Source organism: Vibrio lentus, assembly GCF_002875945.1.
Classification (GTDB): Bacteria; Pseudomonadota; Gammaproteobacteria; order Enterobacterales; family Vibrionaceae; genus Vibrio; species Vibrio apostichopi.
Window position 1 is genome coordinate 13,579 of record NZ_MCZK01000118.1, and the last position, 22,491, is coordinate 36,069.

Sequence of the window (22,491 nt, forward strand, 5' to 3'; positions counted from 1 at the left end):
AGTATAGTGTTTAAATGAGGGGTTTGCTGTGTTTCGATAGAGAGTTTTTAGCGAATTAATCCTGATTGGTCAATGAGTTAAACCAATCAGGTTAAGTTGATGAATATTATCAATTAGGTGTTGGTGCTGGCCATCGAACCGATGCTTGAATTCACGTTCAAATAGCCAGTGATGTTAGCGGTTTAGATAAACACTCGATCGTTGCTCGATTACTTTGAAAATTCTCGAAAGAGTGAAACATAGTGCGAAGTAAACCGCGCCTACAATCAACCAGATCTCGAAGATCAAACCGGAAGAGTTCGCCATTTCGGTGCCAACAAACGTCATCTCTTGAATGGAAATCAGCGACACAATCGAGGTGTCTTTTACTAGCGAAATTGCCTGACCTGCCAAAGGTGGCGTAATCGCCGTTAATACCTGAGGGCCAACCACAAATCGATATTTAGAGAATGCAGACAACCCGAGCGAATCAGCCGCTTCCCATTGCCCTTTAGGAATGCTTTCTAAACCAGCTCGAATCACTTCAGCGATATAAGCGGAAGAGAGCAGGCCAATACAGATAACACCAGAGGCTAAGTTTTCCCATAGGTTTGCGGGCCCGAATAGGAAACCTTGAACAGCGTTAATTTCGCCATTGTGTTCACGTAAAATGCTTTCTAAGCCAAGCAGTGGGATCAGCTGGTTAGACACAAAGAAGTAAAAGATAAACACAAATACCAATGGTGGAATATTTCGAACCAACTGGATGAAAATCAGCGCCGGTGTTTTGAAGAAAGCGATCTTAGAGTGTCTTGCTACTCCTAACAGTGTGCCGAAAGAGAGCGCTAACACCATGCTCCACAAGCTCAAACGCAATGTTGCGACCAAGCCTTGGAAGAAGTAAGGAATACTGCCTTGAGAAGGTGGAATAAAAATTAATGTGAACGCGTCTTCCCATCGCCACTGATAGTTAATACCGACAGAAGAACGATAATAAAGCCAACCTGCGAACGCACAAATAATGGCAAACAACACACCATCTAAGAGATTGAGGCGTTGATACCAAGGCTTCATGTGAAGGTTGGGCTTGGGCGTTGATAATGCGCTAGTACTACTCACGTCATTCCTGTTTAAACATTAATTATTATTAGGTTATTGCTTAGCTCTAAAACGAATCCAATCAGGCTACTTAAAGGCGATTTAAGTTGTCACTCAGAAGGCAGTGCAAACAGTGCACTGCCTTGATTTAGATTCGACAGATTAGCCCATACTCAAAAAGTTGAGCTCAGCTTCGGATTACTGACCTTGAGCAATCTGATCTTGCCAATCTAGAGTAGAGAACCAGTACTCGTAACGCTCTTTCAACCAACCGTCTTCAGTACGTGCTTTGATCCACGCGTTGAAGAATTCTGTTTTGTCTGTTTCGCCTAGGCGCACAGCGAACGCTTCGTTACCTTTTGACAGACGCTCTTCAAATGGAATGAATAACGTGTCTGCGTTTTTAATCGCTTCGTGTTCTGGTTTCGGGCTAGATGCGATAACCGCGTGTGCATTACCGTTTAGCACTTCTTGGAATGCTTGAGCATCGTCATCGAACTGAAGTACTTTTGCTTTCGGGAAGGTTTCACGAGCCACTTGAACTGTGAATGCACCACGACGTGCTGCAATTTTCACTCGACGAGAATCGAAATCAGAGATCTGAGTAAAGCCTTCCGCTAGTTCTTTGTTTGCTGCTAGTTGAACACCTGAGTGAGAGTATGGTTCAGTAAACAATACACTCTTAGATCGCGCTTCAGTGATAGACAAACCGCCGATGATCACATCAAACTTGTTCGATAGTAGAGAAGGAATGATGCCGTCCCATGCCGTCGGTACGAACTCAACTTTCCAGCCTGAATCTTCAGCGAGGCGTTTTGCCACATCGATTTCAAAGCCAACAAGGTCGCCTTGTTTGTTACGCATGGCCCAAGGTACAAAAGTCGACATACCAACACGAATAGAACCGCGTTCGTTGATTTTGTCTAGGTTAGGCGTTTCAGAAGCAAGTGCAGGCAAACTTACGGCAAGCGCAAGTAGAGCTGTAATTGCGGTTTTAAATAGCTTCATGCTGATAAATCCTTATTGTGTTCGCCAGTTAGCTCCGAGCTTATGCTCAAGCCAAGCAGCAACGGCAGAAAGTGAAAGTGTAAGTGCAAGATAAATGATCGCCACAGAGAACCAGATCTCAAATGGCATCGCGGTTTCAGAAACAATGTTTCTGGCTTCGGTTGTCAGGTCGAAAATAGCCATGACACTCACAATCGAAGAGTTTTTAATAAGAGAGATAACTTCATTTGTTAGAGGCGGCAACGTGCGTTGAATCACCTGAGGAAGAATCACATCCCAATAAGTATAGGTCTTTGATAAGCCCAAAGATTGAGCTGCTTCAAATTGTCCTTTAGCAATGCCATTTAAACCTGCACGAAATATCTCGGCAGTGTACGCCCCTTGGAAAAGTGCCAAGGCTAAAACAGCGGTGCTAAAGCGGTCTAGCCCCAATACAGGGCCAAACACAAAATAGAGCAAATAGATTTGTACTAATAACGGGGTGTTACGAATTAACTCGACATAGCTGGTGGCTAGGGTACGTCCGACCACAGAGTTAGAGTTGCGTAACAGGGCTGTGGTTAAACCAATGATTAGCGTAGCGACTAAAGAAATCAGAGAGATATTGATGGTGACGAGTAAACCTTCCATCAATTCTGCAGGCCACCATTCACCGTCTTCATAAAAGGCGATGTAGTCAGGCACTCGTTCCCATTGCCAGCTGTATCCCATGGCTTGAGCACCAGAATCGAGGATCCAGATAACAGCTGCCGCGAGCACAACAATTTGTACCAATGCGGATAGGGCAGGTTTCACTATTTTAAGCAGCATCAGTAAGTCAGAATCTGATTTAGGAACGCTTGAGTACGCTCGTGTTGAGGGTTTTCGAACAAACACAGTGGCGTGTTGGATTCCACGATTTGTCCTTCATCCATAAAAATGACACGGTCGGCAACACGTTTTGCAAAGCCCATTTCATGTGTCACACACACCATGGTAATGCCTTCACTCGCGAGCTCAACCATCACATCAAGTACCTCGTTGATCATTTCCGGATCAAGGGCAGATGTCGGTTCATCAAACAACAGCAGTTCAGGTTTCATACAAAGAGAGCGAGCAATTGCCACTCGTTGTTGTTGGCCACCAGAAAGCTGAGCTGGGTACTTATTCGCTTGCTCTGCAATGTGCACACATTCGAGATAATGCATCGCCGTTTTCTCTGCTTCTTCTTTGCTTTTCTTGAGCGTACGAATCGGAGACAGAGTCAGGTTTTCAAGCACAGTAAGATGGGGGAATAAATGGAAGTGCTGAAACACCATTCCAACTTGGCCCGGTGTGTTGAACTTACACGGGAGTGTTTGTTCTAGCACGGAAAGCTCGCCACTTTCGAAGGGTTCTAGCTGATTGATACAGCGGATTAAGGTTGATTTCCCCGAACCAGACGGCCCGCAAATCACCACTATTTCTCCCTGTTCAATCTTTAAATCGATATCCTTTAGGGCATGAAAATCACCATACCACTTGTTAAGTGACTTAAACTTAACCATTTCCTTGAGATTGTTCAAATCGTTGTTCATACCTAGTAAAGAGACAGGTTTACCTTAACAATATAGAAATATGATTGCACATAAAATTAGGGACTTATGAGAATTTAATAGCATCTTGTAGGGCAAATAAAAAGCAGCGCCCAAAATGAACGCTGCTTTTGATATACGAAAGACCAAAGAATTTGGTTCAGTGTAATGCCATAAATATTATATAAGGCATTTCACTCGTTCAATTCACCTTTGTATTTCGATCTGTCTTTTGCTTTCTTTAAGTTTTAGCGAATCTTAGTGAATCGCAGACTCTAGAATCTCACGCGTTTTCTCTGGCGTGATTGCTTGGTTCTCACCAAGTTGTAGGTAACCGTGTGATTCAAGTTGAGCAACAACGTTGTCGATTGCTGCCGCTTTAGTTGCTTCGTAGCCGTCGAACATAGTTGCAACGTCTAGGCTGTGGTAGAACGCCTCGATTGCAGTGATTGTACGTTCTGCTAGGTCAGCACCCGCTTCTAGGCCAAATACGTTACGACCCATTTGCTCTAGCTTGCCACGCTTCGCTTCGATTTGGTTACGAAGTAGTGAAGGTTGAACAATCGCAAGTGAGCGTGCGTGGTCTACGTGCCATAGTGCTGTGAACTCGTGGCCAATCATGTGTGTTGCCCAATCTTGAGGAACGCCAGTACCAATCAGGCCGTTAAGCGCTTGGTTTGCTGTCCACATTAGGTTTGCACGCCATGCGTCGTTGTCACGCTCATCGTATTGCTTACCCAGTACAAGTAGGTTTTTCAGCAGTGTTTCTGCGTAACCGTCTTGAACCATCGCGTCTGTTGGCATTGTGATGTATTGCTCACACACGTGTACCCAAGCATCAACTAAACCGTTGATCAATTGGCGTTCAGGCAGAGACTTCATTACATCTGGGTCCATTACCGCAAACTTAGGCTGTACTGCAGGGTTCATGAATGCCAGTTTCTCTTGAGTCGCTTTACGCGTGATTACTGCACCCATGTTAGATTCAGAACCCGTAGCAGGAAGCGTAAGTACTGCACCGATTGGTGTTGCTTCTGTTACTTGGTGTTTGCCCGCTAGGATGTCCCAACCGTCACCGTCGTATTTAGCTGCTGCAGCAACATATTTAGAACCATCGATTACCGAACCACCGCCAACAGCGATAATGAATTCTACGTTTTCTCCTTTAACAAGAGCGACGGCTTTGTCTAGCGTCTCTTTCGTAGGGTTTGCTTCAACACCCGCGAACTCAATCCAAGCGTGATCTTTAAGAGAAGCGACTACTTGGTCGTAAACACCATTGCTTTTGATCGAACCGCCACCGTAGATGACAAGTACTTTCTTTGAAGTATCAACCGCTTGGCTGATAGCGTTGATTTGACCTTGGCCAAAGTGAATCACAGTAGGGTTAACATAAGTAAATTGCATTGTAGGTTCCTTGTGTAAAGCTAGATTTTTTATTCTGATGTGTTGCTCAATTTCTATATTTGCATATTAGTACAGGAAACTAGGGTGGTGAAGACCAGTTTCTCCAAATTAATTGCCTATTTCTACAAAGTTGTTATTCTTTTTAGGCTTTTGTGCAAATACACTCCGCACCTTGAATGGAATATCACCCGTTATGAATACACTCGCTCAGTTAATGCAGTCTTACGCCGAATACAAAGGTTTGAATGATCTCGAAGGGATCAGAGAAACTGAGATCGAGGGTGTCTGGTTTTACCGAAGCAGTGGTGGTAACCAGCGCCAACCTTTTACCTATCAGTCTGGCATCATCATGCTTGGGCAGGGTAAAAAGAACATCTATATCGGTGAACGGCCTGTTACTTACGCCGCGGGTGATTACCTTGTCGTCGGTGTGCCAATGCCACTAGAGTGCGAAGCGTTGCCTGTTGATGGTGAACCCTTGCTTGGTCTGTCTATTAATATTGATTCTCAGCGTTTACACAGTTTGGTGAAAAAGCTAGAAGACCAAGGTTTTCTCGAAAGCTACTGCAACAAGCATAAGCAGAACTCGAGTGGTTTAGAGTCGACACCCATGGAAGAGCAGATGCTAGATAGCTTTACTCGACTGATCAAAACGCTTCACTGTGACATCGAAGCCAATATACTGGGCGATGCGCTTGTCAGTGAAATTGTTTATCGCGCACTGACAGGCTCAGAAGGGCGTGTGTTGTTCGATCTTGCCCATCACGACGGCCATTACGCACGTGTTGCCAAAGCACTGTCTAAAGTACATGAAGAGTATGACCAAACCATTACCGTTCAATCGTTGGCCGATGAAGCGAACATGAGTGTGTCTGCTTTCCACAATGCTTTTCGTAACGTCACCTTTGAATCACCCCTTCAATACCTCAAGAAGGTAAGGCTCAACAAAGCTAAAGAGCTGATTCAGTCAGAAGGCCTGCGAATCAATGACGCTGCACGCCGAGTCGGCTACTCTAGCCCATCCCAATTCAGCCGCGAATTTAAGCGCCACTTAAATACCACACCAAGAGCTGTTTAGTGTTCCTTTATACGAATGGCTGGAAAGTGCTCTCTGTCTGATAGGTTGTTAAATATTTAGTTGGGAACGTCGGAATTAATATGGATAAAGATAGACTTGAACTTGTTCAGAATATCATCGAGCGCGCTCTATGGTTGGGCAGCGAAAATCTAAAAAATCATGGTTGGTGTATTACTTCAGACCTTATAGAAGATGAGCTATTCATGTTCGTACGCGAAAGTGGATTAACTGATCTTGAGGCGATATAAATACTTTTAAAGGAAAGGTTCGATACTCTAATTTTGTTTGAACTGGAAAGAGAAACTGAGTTAATAATTTCACCTCACAGCGATATGTTGAAAGAATGTATTAAGGCTTTTGAGTTAGGTTTTTATAATGTTTGTATACCTAGTTTGTTTAGCATTATTGAAGCATCCCTTATGTATCTTGCCAATAGAGGTGACTACAAAAGTCTTCGCTACGTAACAGGGATAAGGAACAGAGTTAATTCAGAGCAGTGCCATTACTCCCTAATATATAAGCTAAATGATATTGCAAACGTTACGGAAGCTCTGTTTTCTAAGGTGAATTTTGATAGCAATGAATGCGATACCTTGTTAAATCGGCATGTATCAGTTCACGGTCGTAGGGAGACACCGTATACCCAAACAGACTGCCTCAAACTGTTTTTGCTTTTATCATCTATTAAATCTTGCTATTCAAATTAAAAATAACTCACGAGTATGGCGTCAATAGTCAAACGTTGACGCCATCTTGATTCCAGAAAGCGCTACTTCCTAGTATCTAAACCATCTTTCTCACGCAGTTATCCTGAACCTCTCACTTGTTTAATTATATGAGTAAATGTATCTAATCATGGGCTTTGGCAGATTATTGGCATTTTAGTATCGAACATATTTTTAACGTATTTGTATAAAATAGACTCTTAAAAATAATTAGTTAAATTGATTAAGAGTTTATGCAGAATATTTTAGTGGTAGTTCAATGGTTCTGATAATAAGGCTGTTTTATTGTGAACAACCTATCAAACAACATCTAAACTTCGGGAATTTCTCATCACATTATCTGAGATAGTATTCATTATTATTGGATATACCCAAAAATAAAGATACTTTGGCATTCGATAAAGCCCCTTATCACGGATAATTAGTCGTTTGATGACTAATTATTCTGTAACTTGCTGATTTATAGTCTACTTAGACTCTGATGGATATCACGTTTACCCTAAAATAATTCACTTAACATGGCGCTACTTTAATCATTCTTTCTAATACGATTGTTAAATTTAAATACGTATTACTATATTATTAAAAGGATAATTCCGATGAGTTGCGATATCATTAAAATTTCAAGAAATACTGAAAACGCACCAATAAATTCTGTATCTACACAAACGGTCGCTTTTTCTCATTATAATAACTTTTCAGCTCAATTACCTGTCGATCCTAAAACAGGTGAAGTTGTGATTGGTGATATTAAAGACCAAGCTGCACAATGCTTAAATAATATTAAGGCTATTGTTGAAAGCATCGACCATGTTATGGATGATGTGGTGAAGATTAATGTTTTCGTTAAGAATATTTCTGATATCGATGCTATTGATGAAGTTTACAAAAGCTTCTTCCAAAACAGCCTCCCTACACGCACAGTCGTGGGCGTAGCTGCGCTACCGAACAGTGACGCTTTAGTTCAAATGGATGCGCTTATTTCTAACGGCGAAGGTACTAAACCACAAGCACCTTGTGCACTAGTAAAGGTATCGAGAAACACGGATAATGCACCTCAAAGTGCAGTGTCCACGCAGACCGCGGCTTTTTCTCACTACAACAACCTTTCGGCTCAATTGCCTATCGATGTAAATACAGATGAGTTGGTTTCAGGCGGTATCACAGAACAAACGACACAATGTTTAGTAAATATTAAAACGATTCTAGAGAGCATCGGTCATGTTATGAATGATGTGGTTAAAACCACTATTTACCTTAAGAATATTGAAGATGCAGAAAAGGTAAATGAAGTTTGCACTAAGTTCTTCCCAAGTTATGTACCAGCGCGAACGGTTGTTAATGCCGCTGAACTACCAATGGGCGCTTTAATTCAAATCGATACATCCGTTTCACATGGCGACGGTACACCGCCACAACTGCCAGAAGACACTCGTTTACTGGTTATTGAAACCAATAATACTAGTGCTGCACCATTCATGCCTTATTCGCACACCGTTGCTTTCTCTCACTACAATCATATTTCTGGTCAACTACCTGTAGATCCGAAAACCAATGAAGTGGTTGCTGGTGGTATAAAAGAACAAGCTGAACAGTGCCTACAAAATATTAAGACGATAATCGAAAGTGTCGACCACAGCATGGACGATACGGTGAAAATTAATATTCAGCTTAAGGATATTTCAGATATTGATGCGGTGAACGAGATTTACACCACATTCTTTAATGCTGATTTACCGGCAAGAACGGTAGTAGGAATTTCAGAAATTCCTATGAATGCTTTAATCCAAATTGATGCCGTCGTTTCTAACTGCGAAGGCACACCTCCACAAGGCGTGGTTGCTTAATTCACTGAACCCCTTCGATAAAAGCAATTAAATTTAGGCTCTAGTTCCTAACAAGGAACCAGAGCCTATTCTCTGATTAGCGAACTCTCCCCCAAGACGTAACCCCCATCATTAAGCCTTGCTATACCACTCACTGTAAACAAGCTTCTGCCCGACATGTGGTGTTTATTGATGCGAAGTGTTTTAATATTAAAAACAGACGCTTAACGTAAGAAAACCAGTTTATGCAATTTCGAGTTATTTTAATGCTTTGCCTAGCCTTGATAGGTTGTTCATCCAATTCAGAGTTAGCTCCTGACCCAAAAACTATCACTCTTTTTTATGGTGATACGTCGATCTCTGCGGGTGTTTTAGAAGATAAAACATTTAGTTCAGTGCTCGCGGATAGGGTTGAAAGCGTGACTTTTTCAGGGTCAATACGAAAGCAAGATTCTGGCTACTACGTCGATATGTTAGTGATTCGAGAAACGAAAGAGCCACGTTCAACACGACAACTAAACGCCTCGCTTGTTATGAAGCCGGGAGAGTTAGTGGATGTTGGCGGCGTGAATAACGATGTCTTCAGAGTAATCCTCGAATAACAAAACTAAAGTGTTCAATTAATTTGAATTTTCACTTTACCTCAACCTAACTTCAAGTATTAAGCTTCTTTTATTCATTGAAAAGGAGCTTATTATGCAAAATAACTACGTAAAAGAACTTGCTGTCAAAACTTACCAAGAAGACCTTGAGAAAGAGTACGTAAAATCTAAAGCTCGCCCATTTCATGCCCCAAGTTTTATCGGAGGCATACTGTTGTCAGTCGTGTTGGTTGGCTTGTTTTAGCTGATGCAGAATCTTTGATCCATTACCAACTATCTACATCTCTATTTGCTGCACTTTAATGCTTACGGCACAATTGCTTAGGTCGAATTGTGACGCTAATGTCGAGAGGAAGTATGGCAAGTCCTAGAGTTTTAAAGGCGCAGATTACTGATATTACGTGTGGTGAGAATGTCACCATCATCGAGCCAAGCAATGTTTATGGTTGTGAGCTTAAAGATGACGTGTTCGTTGGCCCCTTTGCCGAGATTCAAAAGAACTCCGTGATAGGCGAGAGAAGTAAGATCCAGTCTCATACCTTTATTTGCGAGTATGTGACTATCGGAAGTGACTGCTTCGTAGGCCACGGTGTGATGTTCGCAAATGACTTGTTCAAAGAGGGTAAGCCAGATCCAAACCCAGACAGTTGGGGACGCACCGTTATAGCAAATAACGTTACCATCGGTTCCAATGCGACAGTATTGTCTGTCAGCATTTGCGAAGGGGTGGTTATTGGTGCAGGTAGTGTTGTAACAAAAAACATCACCGAGAAAGGTATCTATGCAGGTAACCCTGCTAAGAAGTTAAGAGACTTACCTTAGATTCAGAAGACAAGTTGAGATGTATGAATCATAAGGAGCGGCTTTTTAGATAAGCATCAGAGTATTGATTATGGATATATTTTTACACTTACTTCACCCACGCGATGTCAGTGCTTTATTAGAGTTTGAAGTTGAAAATAGAGAGTGGTTTGAGCAATTTGTTCCAGCTCGAGAAGACCGTTTTTATTCTAATGCGGGTGTTGCCGAGCAAGTTACAAACTTTCTAAAAGAGTATGACAATAGCGAGATGATTCCTATGTTGATCAAAGACGCTAATGGCACTATTTGTGGGCGAATCAACGTTCGTGATATCGACCAGAACGCTGAAAGTGGAGAACTAGGCTATCGAGTAGGTCACGCATTTGGCTCTAAAGGTATTGCGTCCAAGGCAGTGAGGAAGTTACTTATCTACTTGGCTGAGCACTCTTCCCTTAAATATGTTGATGCCTATGCGTTAGTAGGTAATGTTGGCTCAAATAAAATCTTATCCAAGGCCGGTTTTGACTTAGTTGAACGCGTTGAAAGTTACGCCGTGTTCAAAGGGGAGGATCAAGATGCTCATTATTATCGCAAAGCGTTATCTGTGTAACTGAATACTCTCAATACTAACCTCTCTTAACAGTAAGGAATTATTATGTTTATTGTTTCTCTCGAATACCAAGTGCCTTTAAAGGAAGTGGATCGCTTCATTCCAGAACATGTTGAGTTTTTAAACAAGCAGTATGAACTCGGGCACTTTCAGTTGTCGGGTCGTAAGAACCCTAGAACTGGTGGTGTTATTTTGTCCACACTTAGTAACAGAGAACAGTTAGACATGATTTTGACCGAGGATCCTTTTCATCGAGAGAATATCGCTAAGTATGAAGTCATCGAGATGTTGCCGACGAAGGCGTCTAAATAGTTCGAGTTTTTGTTATAGGTTACATTTATTCTACGAAGTAATTGGTATCTTAACTTGCTATTTTAATTAAACTTTATCATCTAGATTATCGCCTTATACATTAGAAGCTGGCAGCGTCCTTCTAGCCAGCTTCGAGTCTTTTTATTTCAAGGTTTAAGGTTACTTCTAGTTACGGCCACTTATAGATTTACGGTTACTTCTGAGGTTTGTTTCGTTCGATTACGCTAATCGCGATAGCCAAAAACAAGATATCTTTCACTAGGAAGAAGTTAGTGACTAAGATGCCATCCGATACTTTCCAAGCATTTGGCGTTGTAATCAGGAAGCTGAGTGTCACAACAAAGATAGCCGCTGCTGCAATGCCTGAATAGAAAGCAATTGTCGGTTTTTTAAATCCAACGATCAGTCCAATCGCAACAATGATCTCCGCGCCACCCACCATGTTAGACACAGCTTGCACTGAGAACAGATTGTAAAGCCAGTTCATTGCAGGATGATTTGCGATTAGCGGTTCAATGAGCATCGCTTCGGTTGGCGTAAATTTGTAAATACCAATCCAAGCGAGCACTAACGCTACGCCAACCACTCCAAGGTTATATCCCACATTACTCTGTTTTAAATCATAGGTTTGAACATGCATAAAAGTACTCCATTTAATAAAATCCCTGAATATGACCGCACTAGTGCAAAATTAATTTCGCTGTGAGAACAATACTTAATCTTTTTTAGCGAGCGCAGGTTCGAGCCCTGACAAATCGAGTCGTAAGATGCTTGGTAACAAAGGGGAGGTTTTAGGTGGGAAGAGGAGCTTTCTAATTTTTGTTTTCAATATTAGGAATTTGGATTAGATTACGCTGACATAAATCCTAATTATAAGAAGAGAATCGCCTGTGAAAATCCATAGAATTAACCCGACCAAACGTTGGTCTGATGTAACTGTATTTAATGGCATCGCAAGTTTTGTTGAAGTACCAGAGACGGATACCTCTGCTGGAATTAAGAGTCAGGTTCAGCAAATTTTTGATCAAGCTGAAGAAATGATGAGCTTGGTCGACAGCGATAAATCTCGCGTATTGTCGGTAACTATTTACCTAACAGATTTTGCTAACTTCGATGCACTAAATGAAGTCTGGGACTCGTGGTTCCCTGAAGGCAGCGCACCAAGTCGTGCATGTGTAAAAGCTGAACTGGCCAACCCAGAGTTGTTGGTTGAGATGTCGTTTATGGTTGCTGCGGGTGAGAAGTTTCAATAAGCCGAACTATCGGTAGAAATAAGCATTAGTCGATATAAACGTTAATCAGCTAATCAGTTAGACAGCGAACTGATAAAACAAAGCCACTCAGGTGAATCACTTGAGTGGCTTTTTCGTTTTTCACGCTACCCGAAATTAAATCGGATTAGGGATTAAGCGATGCCTTGATCTCTTGCCATTTGTTTCGCAATCTTCGGAGCGTGCCATAAACACGGCAACAAGATGAACGATACAGGAACGGCTGTGATCACAATGAACGACTGCAGGGCAGAGATGCCGCCAGAGCCCATTGAGATAAGTGCAATGGCTACCGCACCCATGATGATACCCCAGAAGGTACGTACCGCTGCGTTCGGCTCTGTTGTGCCAGTCATTACCACACTGATCGTGTAGGTCATTGAGTCACCTGTCGTCACGATGAACGTGGTTGTCAGGATAAGGAACAGAATCGCTAGCAGAGTTGGGAACGGCAGTTGCGCTGTAATTGCTAGAAGAACAGCTGGAAGGTTAAAGCCTTCGAACGCACTAGAAATCACGCCTGGGTTCTCTAATTCAAACGCTAAACCACTACCGCCAACGATGCTGAACCAGAAACAAGTTACAAGCGGTGCAACGATGCTGATAGAAACGATCATCTGGCGAATGGTACGGCCACGTGAGATACGAGCAATGAAGATTGCCATCATCGGGCCATAACCTAAGAACCAACCCCAGAAGAATACCGTCCAGCCACCTAGCCACGCTGTATCTTGGCGGTAAAGTGCCATTGGGATGAAGTTATCGACCATTTCGCCCATGCCTTGTAGGTAGCCATCAATGATGAAGCTTGTTGGGCCTACTAGCAGGATGTAGCCGATTAGGCACACAGACAAGATGATGTTGTAACGGCTAACCAGTTGGATACCCTTGTTCACGCCACTTAGTGCAGACAGCGTGTACATTGCGATAGCAAATACGATAACAACACTTTGAGTCGCAAAGCTGTCTGAAATACCAAACAGTTCGCTCAGAGCGTAGCTGATTTGTAAACCAAGGAAACCAATAGGGCCGATAGTACCCGCGGCTACAGCGACGATGCTGCATGCGTCGACTACGTTACCAATCCAGCTATTAATTGCTTTGTCGCCAAGTACTGGGTAAAGCAGAGTACGAGGCTTAAGAGGAAGGCCTTTGTCGTAATGCAGGTGCATTAACACGATAGAAGACAAACCGCCTAAGATTGCCCATGCAAGGAAACCCCAGTGCATGAAAGATTGTGATAGAGCGTTGAACGCCATCGCTTGCGGATCAGCATTGCCATAAAGTGGCGGAGCCGAAACAAAGTGAGCAATAGGTTCTGCCGCTGCCCAGAACACACCACCGCCGGCTAACAGCGTACATAGGACGATAGACATCCATTTAAAGGTGGTCATTTCAGGGAGGGCAAGCGTTCCTAAACGAACGTGGCCTGTGCGTCCTAGTGCAAGCACTAAGCCGATAATGAAGTTGAGTAGTAGTAGGACTTGCCAGAAAGCACCGAACCACTTAGTTGAGTAACTAAAGCCGATGTTAACAAGTTCGGACAACACGGAGGTGTTGGTGAAAGCGAGGATGACAAAGAGGGTTAAAAAACTGCCACTAAGCCAAAAGACTGGGTTTCCGAGTTCCAGTTTTTCACCCAAAGATTGAGCTTTGTTGAAATCGATAGAAGTAGATTCTGCGTTGATGTTTTCGTTGGCGACTTGCGTCAAGTTGGACATTATTTCTTCGCTATATTTGGCTCTTTCAAGCCTATGTATTTCTCCCACACTTGCATAGAAATGTGAGGTTCGTCAAAAAAGCCGCAGATACTAACACATTTGTTATCAAAAAGTGGGCGAATTCCCAAAAGAAACCCAAATCATCTATAAATCTCTACTTTTTGGTTAGTTTTAATGCGAATTTTTTCTCAACGCTGAGTCACATTTCTGATTTTTGAGACATTATTTTTTAGCTTTCCGAAATAAATTAATATTAGTTGTTGGTGCAAAATAAGTGTCGACTCATTGCATGCTATAAACAAATTAATGCGAGTCATTTTATAAATACTGAATATTTTAGGTGTTTAATTGGCGCTGTTACCTACAGTTGTTTTGCGAAGAGATTTAAGTGGTGAGAAAAGTGCCATTTAAATTAAACATCTTGAAACAACAACTTAAGGGATAGCTAACATGCACCTAAACCAAGGAAGAGTGGCCAAGAAGGTTTTTACACTCAGTACTCTCACCGCGTCATGCTTGATGGCGTTCAACAGTTATGCGGCTGTTGATTGTTCAACGTTGGAAGCGTGGGACTCTGCCACGGTATACACCGGTGGTGATCAGGTTTCACATGACGGCAGCGCGTACTCAGCAAATTACTGGAATCAAAATAACAACCCGAGCCAATTTGAAGGTGACTACGCACAGTGGAAAAAGCTAGATGTGTGTAGCGGCAATGGAGGCGGTGGTACACCCAATGAAGCACCAGCGGCTTCGTTAACAGCACCAACGGCATCAGATGTGATTGTTGAAGGTGACAACGTCGTATTAAGCGCAACAGCACTGGACGCTGATGGAAATGTTGCTTCTGTAGAATTTTTTGTCGATGGTGCTTCGGTCGCGGTGGTGACATCGGCACCATTCGAAGCAGCTTGGTCTGCAACGTCTGGCAACCATCAAGTTTCAGTTGTTGCAACGGACAATGAAGGCGCAGCGAGTGTTGCAAGCGCGGTTTCTGTATCTGTTGATTCAGCACAGCCAGGGAATGAAGCGCCGACAGTTTCAGTAGCCCTTTCAGCGACGTCTGTGGATGTTGGTGGTGTAGTTACCTTTACAGCAATGGCAGCAGACAGCGATGGCACTGTCGATAAGGTTGATTTCTACGTAGCAGGTGCCCTTGTGGGTACAGCAGCGACAAGCCCATACACACTAGACTACACAACGACTCAAGCAGGCTCTTTAGCAGTTTACGCGAAAGCTACCGACAACCAAGGCGCTGCGGCTGATTCAGCACTGGCTTCTTTGACAGTAAATGGCGCAGCGACAGTGAGCACATGTCGTCCTGATGGCTTGTATCAAACTCAAGGTGTCGATGTACCTTACTGTACGATTTACGATGATGAAGGCCGTGAGAAGATGGGCGCGGATCACCCACGTCGTGTGATTGGTTACTTCACAAGCTGGCGTGCAGGGGATGACCCACAAGCCGCTTACTTAGTAAATGATATTCCTTGGGAACAACTTACACACATTAACTACGCTTTCGTGAGCATTGGCTCAGATGGCAAAGTAAATGTGGGTGACGTAAACGATCCAAATAACGCAGCGGTGAGTAAAGAATGGCCGGGCGTGGAAGTTGATCCTGAATTAGGCTTCAAAGGTCACTTTGGTGCGTTAGCGACAGCGAAGAAAAAACATGGCGTTAAAACGTTAATCTCTATTGGTGGTTGGGCTGAAACCGGTGGTCACTTTGCGACTGATGGCAGCCGAGTGGCTGATGGTGGTTTCTATACCATGACAACCAATGCTGACGGCTCTATCAACCATCAAGGTATCGAAACATTCGCGACTTCCGCGGTTGAGATGCTTCGTAAGTACCAATTCGATGGTCTAGATATCGATTACGAATACCCAACCTCAATGGCGGGCGCAGGTAATCCATACGATAAAGACTTTATGGAACCACGTCGTCAATATCTATGGGCTTCGTACCAAGTGTTGATGAAAGTGTTGCGTGAGAAGCTTGATGCAGCCTCTGCGCAAGATGGCAATCACTACATGTTAACTATCGCGGCGCCTTCTTCTGGTTACCTACTGCGCGGTATGGAAACATTCGATGTCACCAAATACCTCGATTACGTAAACATTATGTCTTATGACCTTCACGGTGCGTGGAACGATCACGTTGGTCATAACGCTGCATTGTTTGATACAGGTAAAGATTCAGAGTTAGCACAGTGGAACGTTTACGGCACTGCGGCTTACGGTGGAATCGGTTATCTGAACACGGATTGGGCTTACCATTACTTCCGTGGTTCTATGCCAGCAGGTCGTATTAACATCGGTGTGCCTTACTACACTCGTGGTTGGCAAGGTGTGACAGGTGGCGAAAATGGTCTTTGGGGCCGAGCTGCACTTCCAAACCAAGCTGAATGTTCAGCTGGGACAGGTGAAGGCGAGAAAAACAATTGTGGTCATGGCGCCATTGGTATCGACAACATGTGGCACGATACCGATCCGAAGGGCAACGAAATGGGCGCTGGCTCTAACCCAATGTGGCACGCTAAGAACCTAGAGAAAGGTATTTGGGGTTCTTACGCTGAGGCTTACAAGCTTGATCCTGTGAACGATCCATCGGATGTTTTAGCAGGTACTTACACGCGTAACTATGACAGCGTGGCGGTTGCTCCTTGGTTGTGGAATGCAGAGAAGGGCGTATTCCTTTCAACGGAAGATAAACAGTCTATTGATGTGAAAGCAGACTACGTTATCGACAAAGAGATCGGCGGTATCATGTTCTGGGAACTCGCAGGTGATTATAACTGTTATGTACTCGATGCGAGTGGCAACCGAACTTCAATCGATACGACCGAACAAGCGTGTAACAGCGGTAACGGTGAGTTCCACATGGGTAATACAATGACGAAAGCTATCTACGATAAGTTTAAGTCGGCGACTCCATATGGAAACAAAGTGGCGACTGGCGCTATCCCGACAGAAGCGTTAGATATTAGGGTTTCAGTTGGTGGCTTCAAAGTCGGTGACCAAAACTACCCAATCAATCCTAAGATCACGTTTACAAACAACACAGGTCAAGCACTTCCGGGTGGTACCGAGTTCCAGTTCGATATCCCAGTGTCAGCACCTGATAACGCGAAAGATCAATCCGGTGGTGGTTTAACTGTGATTGCTTCGGGTCATACTCGTGCGGACAACATTGGTGGATTAGATGGAACCATGCACCGAGTGGCGTTTACTTTGCCGACATGGGAAGAGCTTCCAGCGGGTGGTGTGTATGAGCTAGATATGGTGTATTACTTGCCAATCTCGGGCCCTGCTAACTATGCAGTGAGCGTGAATGGTGTCGATTATGCATTTAGCTTTGAGCAACCAGACCTACCTTTAGGTGATATCAGCACTGGTGGCGGTAACCCTGGCGATGGTGGTACAAACCCAGGTACATGTGATACAGCTGGTTTAGCGGTTTACCCAGACTTACCTCAGAAAGATTGGGCGGGAAATCCAAGCCATGCAAACTCAGGTGATCAAGTGGTTCACAACGGCAGTATTTACCAAGCAAACTGGTGGACAAGTTCTGAACCAGGTAGTGATGGTAGCTGGACTCAGGTTTGTTCTTAATCTAACGCTAGGTCATATATTTATAGATAACGAATGCGAATGATTTTAAGTCTATTTATCAGAGCCTTAGTGTGATTTGAATACATAACTAAAGCGTAAAATTAAAACGCCGAACTGAATCCAGTTCGGCGTTTTTGCTATAAGTCACAGATTGCGTATAGAAACCTCTCAGAATATCGACACTCGTTCAGTAAAAAAGATAAGTATGATATAAAACAGTCTGCCTATAACAAAAAATAGCGTTACCTAAAATTAGAAAGCTATGGGGTAATCTTGAAAGTCAGACGTAAATACATTCTTAGTTTCTCAATTGTGCTGGCCGTAGTTTCTCTGATCCTCTCTGCTGTTCAATTCAACCGAACGAAAGAATCACTATTAGAATCCAACCAATTTTTCTTTCGTACGATTGTGAACGCGAGTTACGACATCGTAGACACCACAGTTAACGAAGCGATCAAAACCTATCTCAAAGGTGTGACTGATACCGTCGCCTCTCACACACTGCGTGTCACTCCAGAACAAGAAGTCGAAGAAGTCATTCGAATTGCCAACGAATTGGTGATTGGAGAGTCTGGTTATATCTATCTGATGTCACCACAAGGTATTCATCTGTATCACCCGTTTTTACAAGGGCAAAATCGTGCTCATTTAACCCATATCCAACAACAACTGAGCTTACAGTCTGGAATGACCCAGTACTCGCACGCTAATCCACATGAAGTCGGAAAGCGTGCGAAGGTCGCGTACTCGGTGAGGCTGCCGAGCGGTAATACATTGGTGGCGACCACTTATAAAGATGAGCTGATGTATTTGGTTGATCTCGAAGCTCTTAAAGACAAACTGAGAAAGTACTCGTATGGCGATAGTGGCTATGTGTATATCGTTGATTTACGGGGCGAGTTAGTCCTTCAACCCAACTTTGAACATGAGCACTTAAAAGCCTTGATTGATGATTCTTCAGAATTGCTTATCGATAAAGTCGTCGCTGAGCCCGAAGGCCACTTCAGTTATTCAATCTCTACAGAAGACGGCACGACAAGTAAAAACATCTTCTACAAGTTTTATCCGTATTTGAATTGGGTGATTTCGGCGGGTGTGTTAGAACAAGAGCTCAACAAAAATCACAGTCTGCTGCTGGCAAGCTTGATGACGTTGGTCGTCAGTCTACTGAGTATTATCGTTGTTCTGGTGCTTTACCTGCGGCATCGTCATTTAAAGATCTTAGATGTGGCAAGCCTTGATTACTTAACAGGCCTACATAGCCGACGCAGTTTTATTGAACAGATAAAGCTGAGAATATCGGATAACTCACCTTACCCTTTGCAAGGCGTGGGTGTGATTTTGCTGGATATTGATCATTTCAAGTCGGTAAACGACCTACACGGACACGCGCAGGGTGACAGCGTGATTTGTGCCGTCGCAAAAACCTTAAAGCAGTTTACAAATAGTCATCGTTCGATTGCTCGCTATGGCGGCGAAGAGTTTATTTTGGTGACCTTTGATTGTGATGAGCTTCAGTTGTTTGAATTATCAGAAGCGTTAAGACATAGGGTTGAGCAGATAGAAGGTTTGGTATCACCTGTAACGGTGAGTGCGGGTTGTTGCTACGCTCAGGTGCTGTTTCAGATTGAAGGGACAATCGAAAAAGCCGATAAAGCGCTTTATCAAGCCAAAGAGAGTGGTCGTAATAACACTCAGATGTATCGCGAGAACGAATATCGCATTGCGTATACCTAATGCACTTTCAATTGCGTCGCCTCGAAGTAAGTCGGCCGCCTTGAAGGCGTCTTTTAAAACGATAGATAAACAACAGATAAAACGATAGATAGAAAAAAGCCCAAACTGTGCTTCTGTTCTTTAGTAGAACGAGAGGAACCGTTTGGGCTTTTTCAGAATTATTTGAAATGCGAATCGCTAATTTATGCTTTCGCTGCTTTCATCGCTTCCGTTTTTTTTTCCTTTTGCATTTTTGCAAGGAAGTAGATGTTTACACAAGCGATAAAGCCGTTGGTGGCTGCAACTGGCCATGCATCAATCATGATGCCGTATGCTGTGAAGAGAGCACAGCCAATAAAGTTAAGGACACGCAGACGAACGATGTCTTTCATTGTTAATGAAATTGCGACCATAATAGACGCAGCGTAACCTAAAATTTCAACCATATTGAATTCCATTGTGTGACCCTCTTAAATTTGCCGATACTTTGTCGGTACCAATTCTTCTCTTCATGAGATGATTGAGGAAGCTCCGTGCCCCGAATGGTCTGGTTTTGTTTAACGGGGTAAACTATACCAACTCTGTTTTTGTGATTAAACCCCCAAAACTGGCAGAAGTGAAGGTTAGCGATTACGCAAACGTTTAATGACCTTTCTATTAACATAATTACTAATTATGTTGGAGGTTGAATTGATAGTTATTCTTATATAGGAAAGGACGCCACGAATGATAAAACGTTCCATTTGTGCAACAAAAAGCATAAAAAAATCCGCTCTACTAGTGTTAATGGCAGTTGGACTGACCGCTTGTACGACACAAGAACAGCCAACAGTACATGACTATGGTGTGGTGACCAGTGGTGACTTCGAGTTCATGAAAAATGGTGTGAAGACATACTCGTGGCACCCGCAATCGGAACAGGTATACCTTTCGCAAAAATACGATGAAACTGTAGTGACCGATATGGTGCGTGACGCGATTGAAGATCAGCTGTCTGCCAAAGGATATAGCTTAGAGCAGGGAAGCGGTATTGGCGATGTGGTGGTTGGCTTCGGCTTAGCTGAAGAATCAGAGCTCAATGATAATTCGATTTTTGATGCGGTTCAGCTTTCTACTGGTGTTCCATTCTATGATGGCAAAGGTAAATTGGCTGAAAAAGGTTCACTGTACATTGTGTTCTCGGTGCCGAATTCAGAAGTGATACAGTGGCGGGCACTAGCGCAATCTGGTATTCAACCGAAACTGGGAACAGGTGAAAGCAAACAACGTATTTCGGGCTTTGTTGAGATGCTATTTAGACACATGCCACAACGTTCAAACTAAACGTCAAATATATTCATTGAGTCAATATTACTTGTTTAAAAAATGGACAGGTCGCAGATTATACTTTTTTATTTGTAACTAAAGGTACATTTGCGTAAAGCAACGTAAAGTTCGCGCTCCTTTTGCTAGCATTTGTCTATACTGGACAAAACGTTAACTTAGGTTTGATTCAATGAAACTGTTCTCCAAATACTCTCTCCCTCTATTAAGTATATTCATTGTAAGTAACGCAGCGATGGTTAGTAATGCAGCTATCGCGGCACCTTCTATAGTACCTACTCCACCTAGCTTAGGTGCGAAAGGGTATGTGTTAATCGACTTTAATTCCGGTGATGTGCTAGTCGAAAAAAACGCACACACTAAATTAAACCCAGCAAGCTTAACCAAGCTGATGACCAGCTATGTAGCCGGACAGGAGATGAAGCGAGGCAACATCTCTGCGGATGATCAAGTAAGAATCAGTGAGAATGCATGGGCGAAAAAATTCCCAGACTCATCGAAGATGTTCATTGAAGTGAACACCGACGTGGCGATGATGGATCTTTACCGTGGTTTGATTATCCAATCGGGCAACGATGCCAGTGTCGCGATTGCAGAACACGTAGCCGGTTCACAAGACGCCTTTGTTGATTTGATGAACTCTTGGGCAACGTCTTTAAAACTAGAAAATACCCACTTTGCTAACGCACATGGCCTAGACGCCGAAGATTTATATTCGACCCCTTACGATATCGCATTACTTGGCCGCGCAATTATTCGTGACCTGCCGGATGTATATGGTTTATACAGCGAACGCTCGTTTAGCTATAATGGCATCACACAGCACAACCGCAACGGCTTGCTACGTGATAGAAGCCTAACCGTTGATGGAATGAAAACCGGTTACACATCTGGCGCAGGCTACAGCTTAGCGAGTTCGGCAACACAGGGTGAAATGAGACTGATCGCAGTGGTTATGGGCGCATCGAGCGTTAAGAGCCGCGAATCAGACAGTAAACAGCTGTTAAGTTACGGCTTCCGCTTCTTCGACACACTAAACCCACATCAAGGCGGCGATCAAGTGGCGGAAGAGAAGGTTTGGTTTGGTGAACAAGACACGTTGAAGTTGGGTGTTGCGGAAGATACGTTCATCACTTTGCCTAAGTCAGACAGTAAAAAGCTAACGGCATCAATTGAACTTGATTCTGAATTAGAAGCGCCGATTGCAGAAGGCCAAACACTAGGTGTGGTTCATTACACAGTAGACGGTGAAGATGTTCAAACTCAACCATTGATTGCGTTAGAGGCTGTTGAACAAGGTGGCATATTCAAACGTCTGATGGACTACATTAAATTGTTCTTCGCGAGCCTATTCTAAATAGGCTCGTTATTCAGTTAAAACGAGAAAACTTAATGGGTGTTGTGAGTAAATCACAACACCCATTGTTATTTTTACCCGCCTGAAAACGGTGCGTCCCGCTTTCTTTATTAGCCCTAGCCAACGGTTTCGATTACTATACGCAAAATTTAGCAGTGTAGTCACTTATGACCATAGAGATAAAGAACGTAACCGAACCCGAAGTAACATGTGCCAATTGTCAGGCATGCTGTTGTCGTTTAGAGGTTATGATCATCACAGATACCGGTGTTCCTGAAGAGCATATTGCGTATGACGAATGGGGCGGCGAGACCATGCTGAGATTAGACGACGGCTGGTGTTCAGCTGTTGATAGAGAAACACTGATGTGTACGATCTACGAAAACCGACCTTGGATCTGTCGTGAGTTCGAAATGGGCTCTTTCGAATGCGTCGAGCAACGTACAGATGTGATGGGCTAAGTACCACCTTAATGTTTGATTGGTC

General features: G+C 43.4%; 22 protein-coding genes. 14 read left to right on the plus strand and 8 right to left on the minus strand.

Annotated features, from left to right (window positions below; translation table 11 throughout):
• Positions 1-174: 174 nt before the first annotated feature.
• The 5 genes from BCT49_RS12900 to BCT49_RS12920 form a co-directional block, all read right to left on the minus strand.
• On the minus strand, positions 175-1,098 hold the full coding sequence (locus tag BCT49_RS12900; RefSeq protein ID WP_102435663.1) for an amino acid ABC transporter permease: 924 nt from the start codon (positions 1,096-1,098) through the stop codon (positions 175-177).
• 177 nt (positions 1,099-1,275) lie between these two features.
• Positions 1,276-2,085 (minus strand): transporter substrate-binding domain-containing protein, encoded by an 810-nt coding sequence (locus tag BCT49_RS12905; RefSeq protein WP_102435665.1) that lies wholly within the window; start codon positions 2,083-2,085, stop codon positions 1,276-1,278.
• Between the two features lie 12 nt (positions 2,086-2,097).
• Positions 2,098-2,895: an amino acid ABC transporter permease gene (locus BCT49_RS12910; RefSeq protein WP_102435667.1), complete on the minus strand. Its 798-nt coding sequence runs from the start codon at positions 2,893-2,895 to the stop codon at positions 2,098-2,100.
• A complete protein-coding gene (locus tag BCT49_RS12915) occupies positions 2,895-3,641 on the minus strand; it encodes an amino acid ABC transporter ATP-binding protein (protein WP_102435669.1) in 747 nt (248 codons plus the stop codon). The genes BCT49_RS12910 and BCT49_RS12915 overlap by 1 nt, the downstream gene beginning before the upstream one ends.
• A gap of 255 nt (positions 3,642-3,896) precedes the next feature.
• Positions 3,897-5,045, minus strand: a complete 1,149-nt coding sequence (locus BCT49_RS12920) for an iron-containing alcohol dehydrogenase (protein WP_102435671.1) — start codon at positions 5,043-5,045, stop codon at positions 3,897-3,899.
• A gap of 193 nt (positions 5,046-5,238) precedes the next feature.
• Between BCT49_RS12920 and BCT49_RS12925 the strand changes: the two genes are divergently transcribed.
• The 8 genes from BCT49_RS12925 (at position 5,239) to BCT49_RS12950 (ending at position 10,999) form a co-directional block, all read left to right on the plus strand.
• Positions 5,239-6,123, plus strand: a complete 885-nt coding sequence (locus BCT49_RS12925) for an AraC family transcriptional regulator (RefSeq protein WP_102435673.1) — start codon at positions 5,239-5,241, stop codon at positions 6,121-6,123.
• Between the two features lie 80 nt (positions 6,124-6,203).
• Positions 6,204-6,371, plus strand: coding sequence for a hypothetical protein (locus BCT49_RS25690; protein ID WP_157938612.1), 168 nt, complete (start codon positions 6,204-6,206; stop codon positions 6,369-6,371).
• A 1,076-nt stretch (positions 6,372-7,447) separates the two neighbouring features.
• Entirely contained in the window at positions 7,448-8,695 is a 1,248-nt protein-coding gene (locus tag BCT49_RS12930; protein WP_102435675.1) for a RidA family protein, read from the plus strand.
• 224 nt (positions 8,696-8,919) lie between these two features.
• Entirely contained in the window at positions 8,920-9,276 is a 357-nt protein-coding gene (locus BCT49_RS12935) for a hypothetical protein (RefSeq protein ID WP_102435677.1), read from the plus strand.
• A gap of 94 nt (positions 9,277-9,370) precedes the next feature.
• Positions 9,371-9,520: a hypothetical protein gene (locus BCT49_RS25880; protein WP_198595857.1), complete on the plus strand. Its 150-nt coding sequence runs from the start codon at positions 9,371-9,373 to the stop codon at positions 9,518-9,520.
• A gap of 113 nt (positions 9,521-9,633) precedes the next feature.
• Positions 9,634-10,098: an acyltransferase gene (locus BCT49_RS12940; protein ID WP_102435679.1), complete on the plus strand. Its 465-nt coding sequence runs from the start codon at positions 9,634-9,636 to the stop codon at positions 10,096-10,098.
• Between the two features lie 70 nt (positions 10,099-10,168).
• Positions 10,169-10,687 carry a GNAT family N-acetyltransferase gene (locus BCT49_RS12945; protein WP_102435681.1) on the plus strand — a complete coding sequence of 173 codons (519 nt, stop codon included), beginning with the start codon at positions 10,169-10,171 and terminating at the stop codon, positions 10,685-10,687.
• A 45-nt stretch (positions 10,688-10,732) separates the two neighbouring features.
• Complete coding sequence (locus BCT49_RS12950; RefSeq protein WP_102435683.1) at positions 10,733-10,999, plus strand: YciI family protein; 267 nt, start codon at positions 10,733-10,735, stop codon at positions 10,997-10,999.
• 193 nt (positions 11,000-11,192) lie between these two features.
• Here BCT49_RS12950 and BCT49_RS12955 read toward each other — a convergent pair whose 3' ends face one another.
• Complete coding sequence (locus BCT49_RS12955; RefSeq protein WP_076646849.1) at positions 11,193-11,639, minus strand: DUF417 family protein; 447 nt, start codon at positions 11,637-11,639, stop codon at positions 11,193-11,195.
• A 250-nt stretch (positions 11,640-11,889) separates the two neighbouring features.
• On the opposite strand from BCT49_RS12955, the gene BCT49_RS12960 reads away from it, so the two are divergent.
• On the plus strand, positions 11,890-12,252 hold the full coding sequence (locus BCT49_RS12960) for a RidA family protein (protein ID WP_017632780.1): 363 nt from the start codon (positions 11,890-11,892) through the stop codon (positions 12,250-12,252).
• A 152-nt stretch (positions 12,253-12,404) separates the two neighbouring features.
• On the opposite strand, the gene BCT49_RS12965 is transcribed toward BCT49_RS12960, so the two are convergent.
• Positions 12,405-13,991 (minus strand): BCCT family transporter, encoded by a 1,587-nt coding sequence (locus BCT49_RS12965; protein WP_102435685.1) that lies wholly within the window; start codon positions 13,989-13,991, stop codon positions 12,405-12,407.
• A 450-nt stretch (positions 13,992-14,441) separates the two neighbouring features.
• Between BCT49_RS12965 and BCT49_RS12975 the strand changes: the two genes are divergently transcribed.
• Both BCT49_RS12975 and BCT49_RS12980 read left to right on the plus strand, forming a co-directional pair.
• Entirely contained in the window at positions 14,442-17,609 is a 3,168-nt protein-coding gene (locus tag BCT49_RS12975; protein WP_102435687.1) for a chitinase C-terminal domain-containing protein, read from the plus strand.
• A gap of 273 nt (positions 17,610-17,882) precedes the next feature.
• Positions 17,883-19,346, plus strand: coding sequence for a sensor domain-containing diguanylate cyclase (locus tag BCT49_RS12980; protein WP_102435689.1), 1,464 nt, complete (start codon positions 17,883-17,885; stop codon positions 19,344-19,346).
• A gap of 182 nt (positions 19,347-19,528) precedes the next feature.
• Here BCT49_RS12980 and BCT49_RS12985 read toward each other — a convergent pair whose 3' ends face one another.
• The gene (locus BCT49_RS12985; protein ID WP_017068159.1) at positions 19,529-19,783 is read right to left on the minus strand and encodes a YgjV family protein; all 255 of its coding nucleotides are present in this window, start codon (positions 19,781-19,783) and stop codon (positions 19,529-19,531) included.
• 268 nt (positions 19,784-20,051) lie between these two features.
• On the opposite strand from BCT49_RS12985, the gene BCT49_RS12990 reads away from it, so the two are divergent.
• From BCT49_RS12990 to BCT49_RS13000, 3 genes are all read left to right on the plus strand, one after another.
• On the plus strand, positions 20,052-20,648 hold the full coding sequence (locus BCT49_RS12990) for a DUF4136 domain-containing protein (protein ID WP_102435691.1): 597 nt from the start codon (positions 20,052-20,054) through the stop codon (positions 20,646-20,648).
• A 172-nt stretch (positions 20,649-20,820) separates the two neighbouring features.
• A complete protein-coding gene (locus BCT49_RS12995; protein WP_102435693.1) occupies positions 20,821-22,005 on the plus strand; it encodes a D-alanyl-D-alanine carboxypeptidase family protein in 1,185 nt (394 codons plus the stop codon).
• A gap of 167 nt (positions 22,006-22,172) precedes the next feature.
• A complete protein-coding gene (locus BCT49_RS13000; RefSeq protein WP_017085602.1) occupies positions 22,173-22,466 on the plus strand; it encodes a YkgJ family cysteine cluster protein in 294 nt (97 codons plus the stop codon).
• The last annotated feature ends 25 nt before the right edge of the window (positions 22,467-22,491 follow it).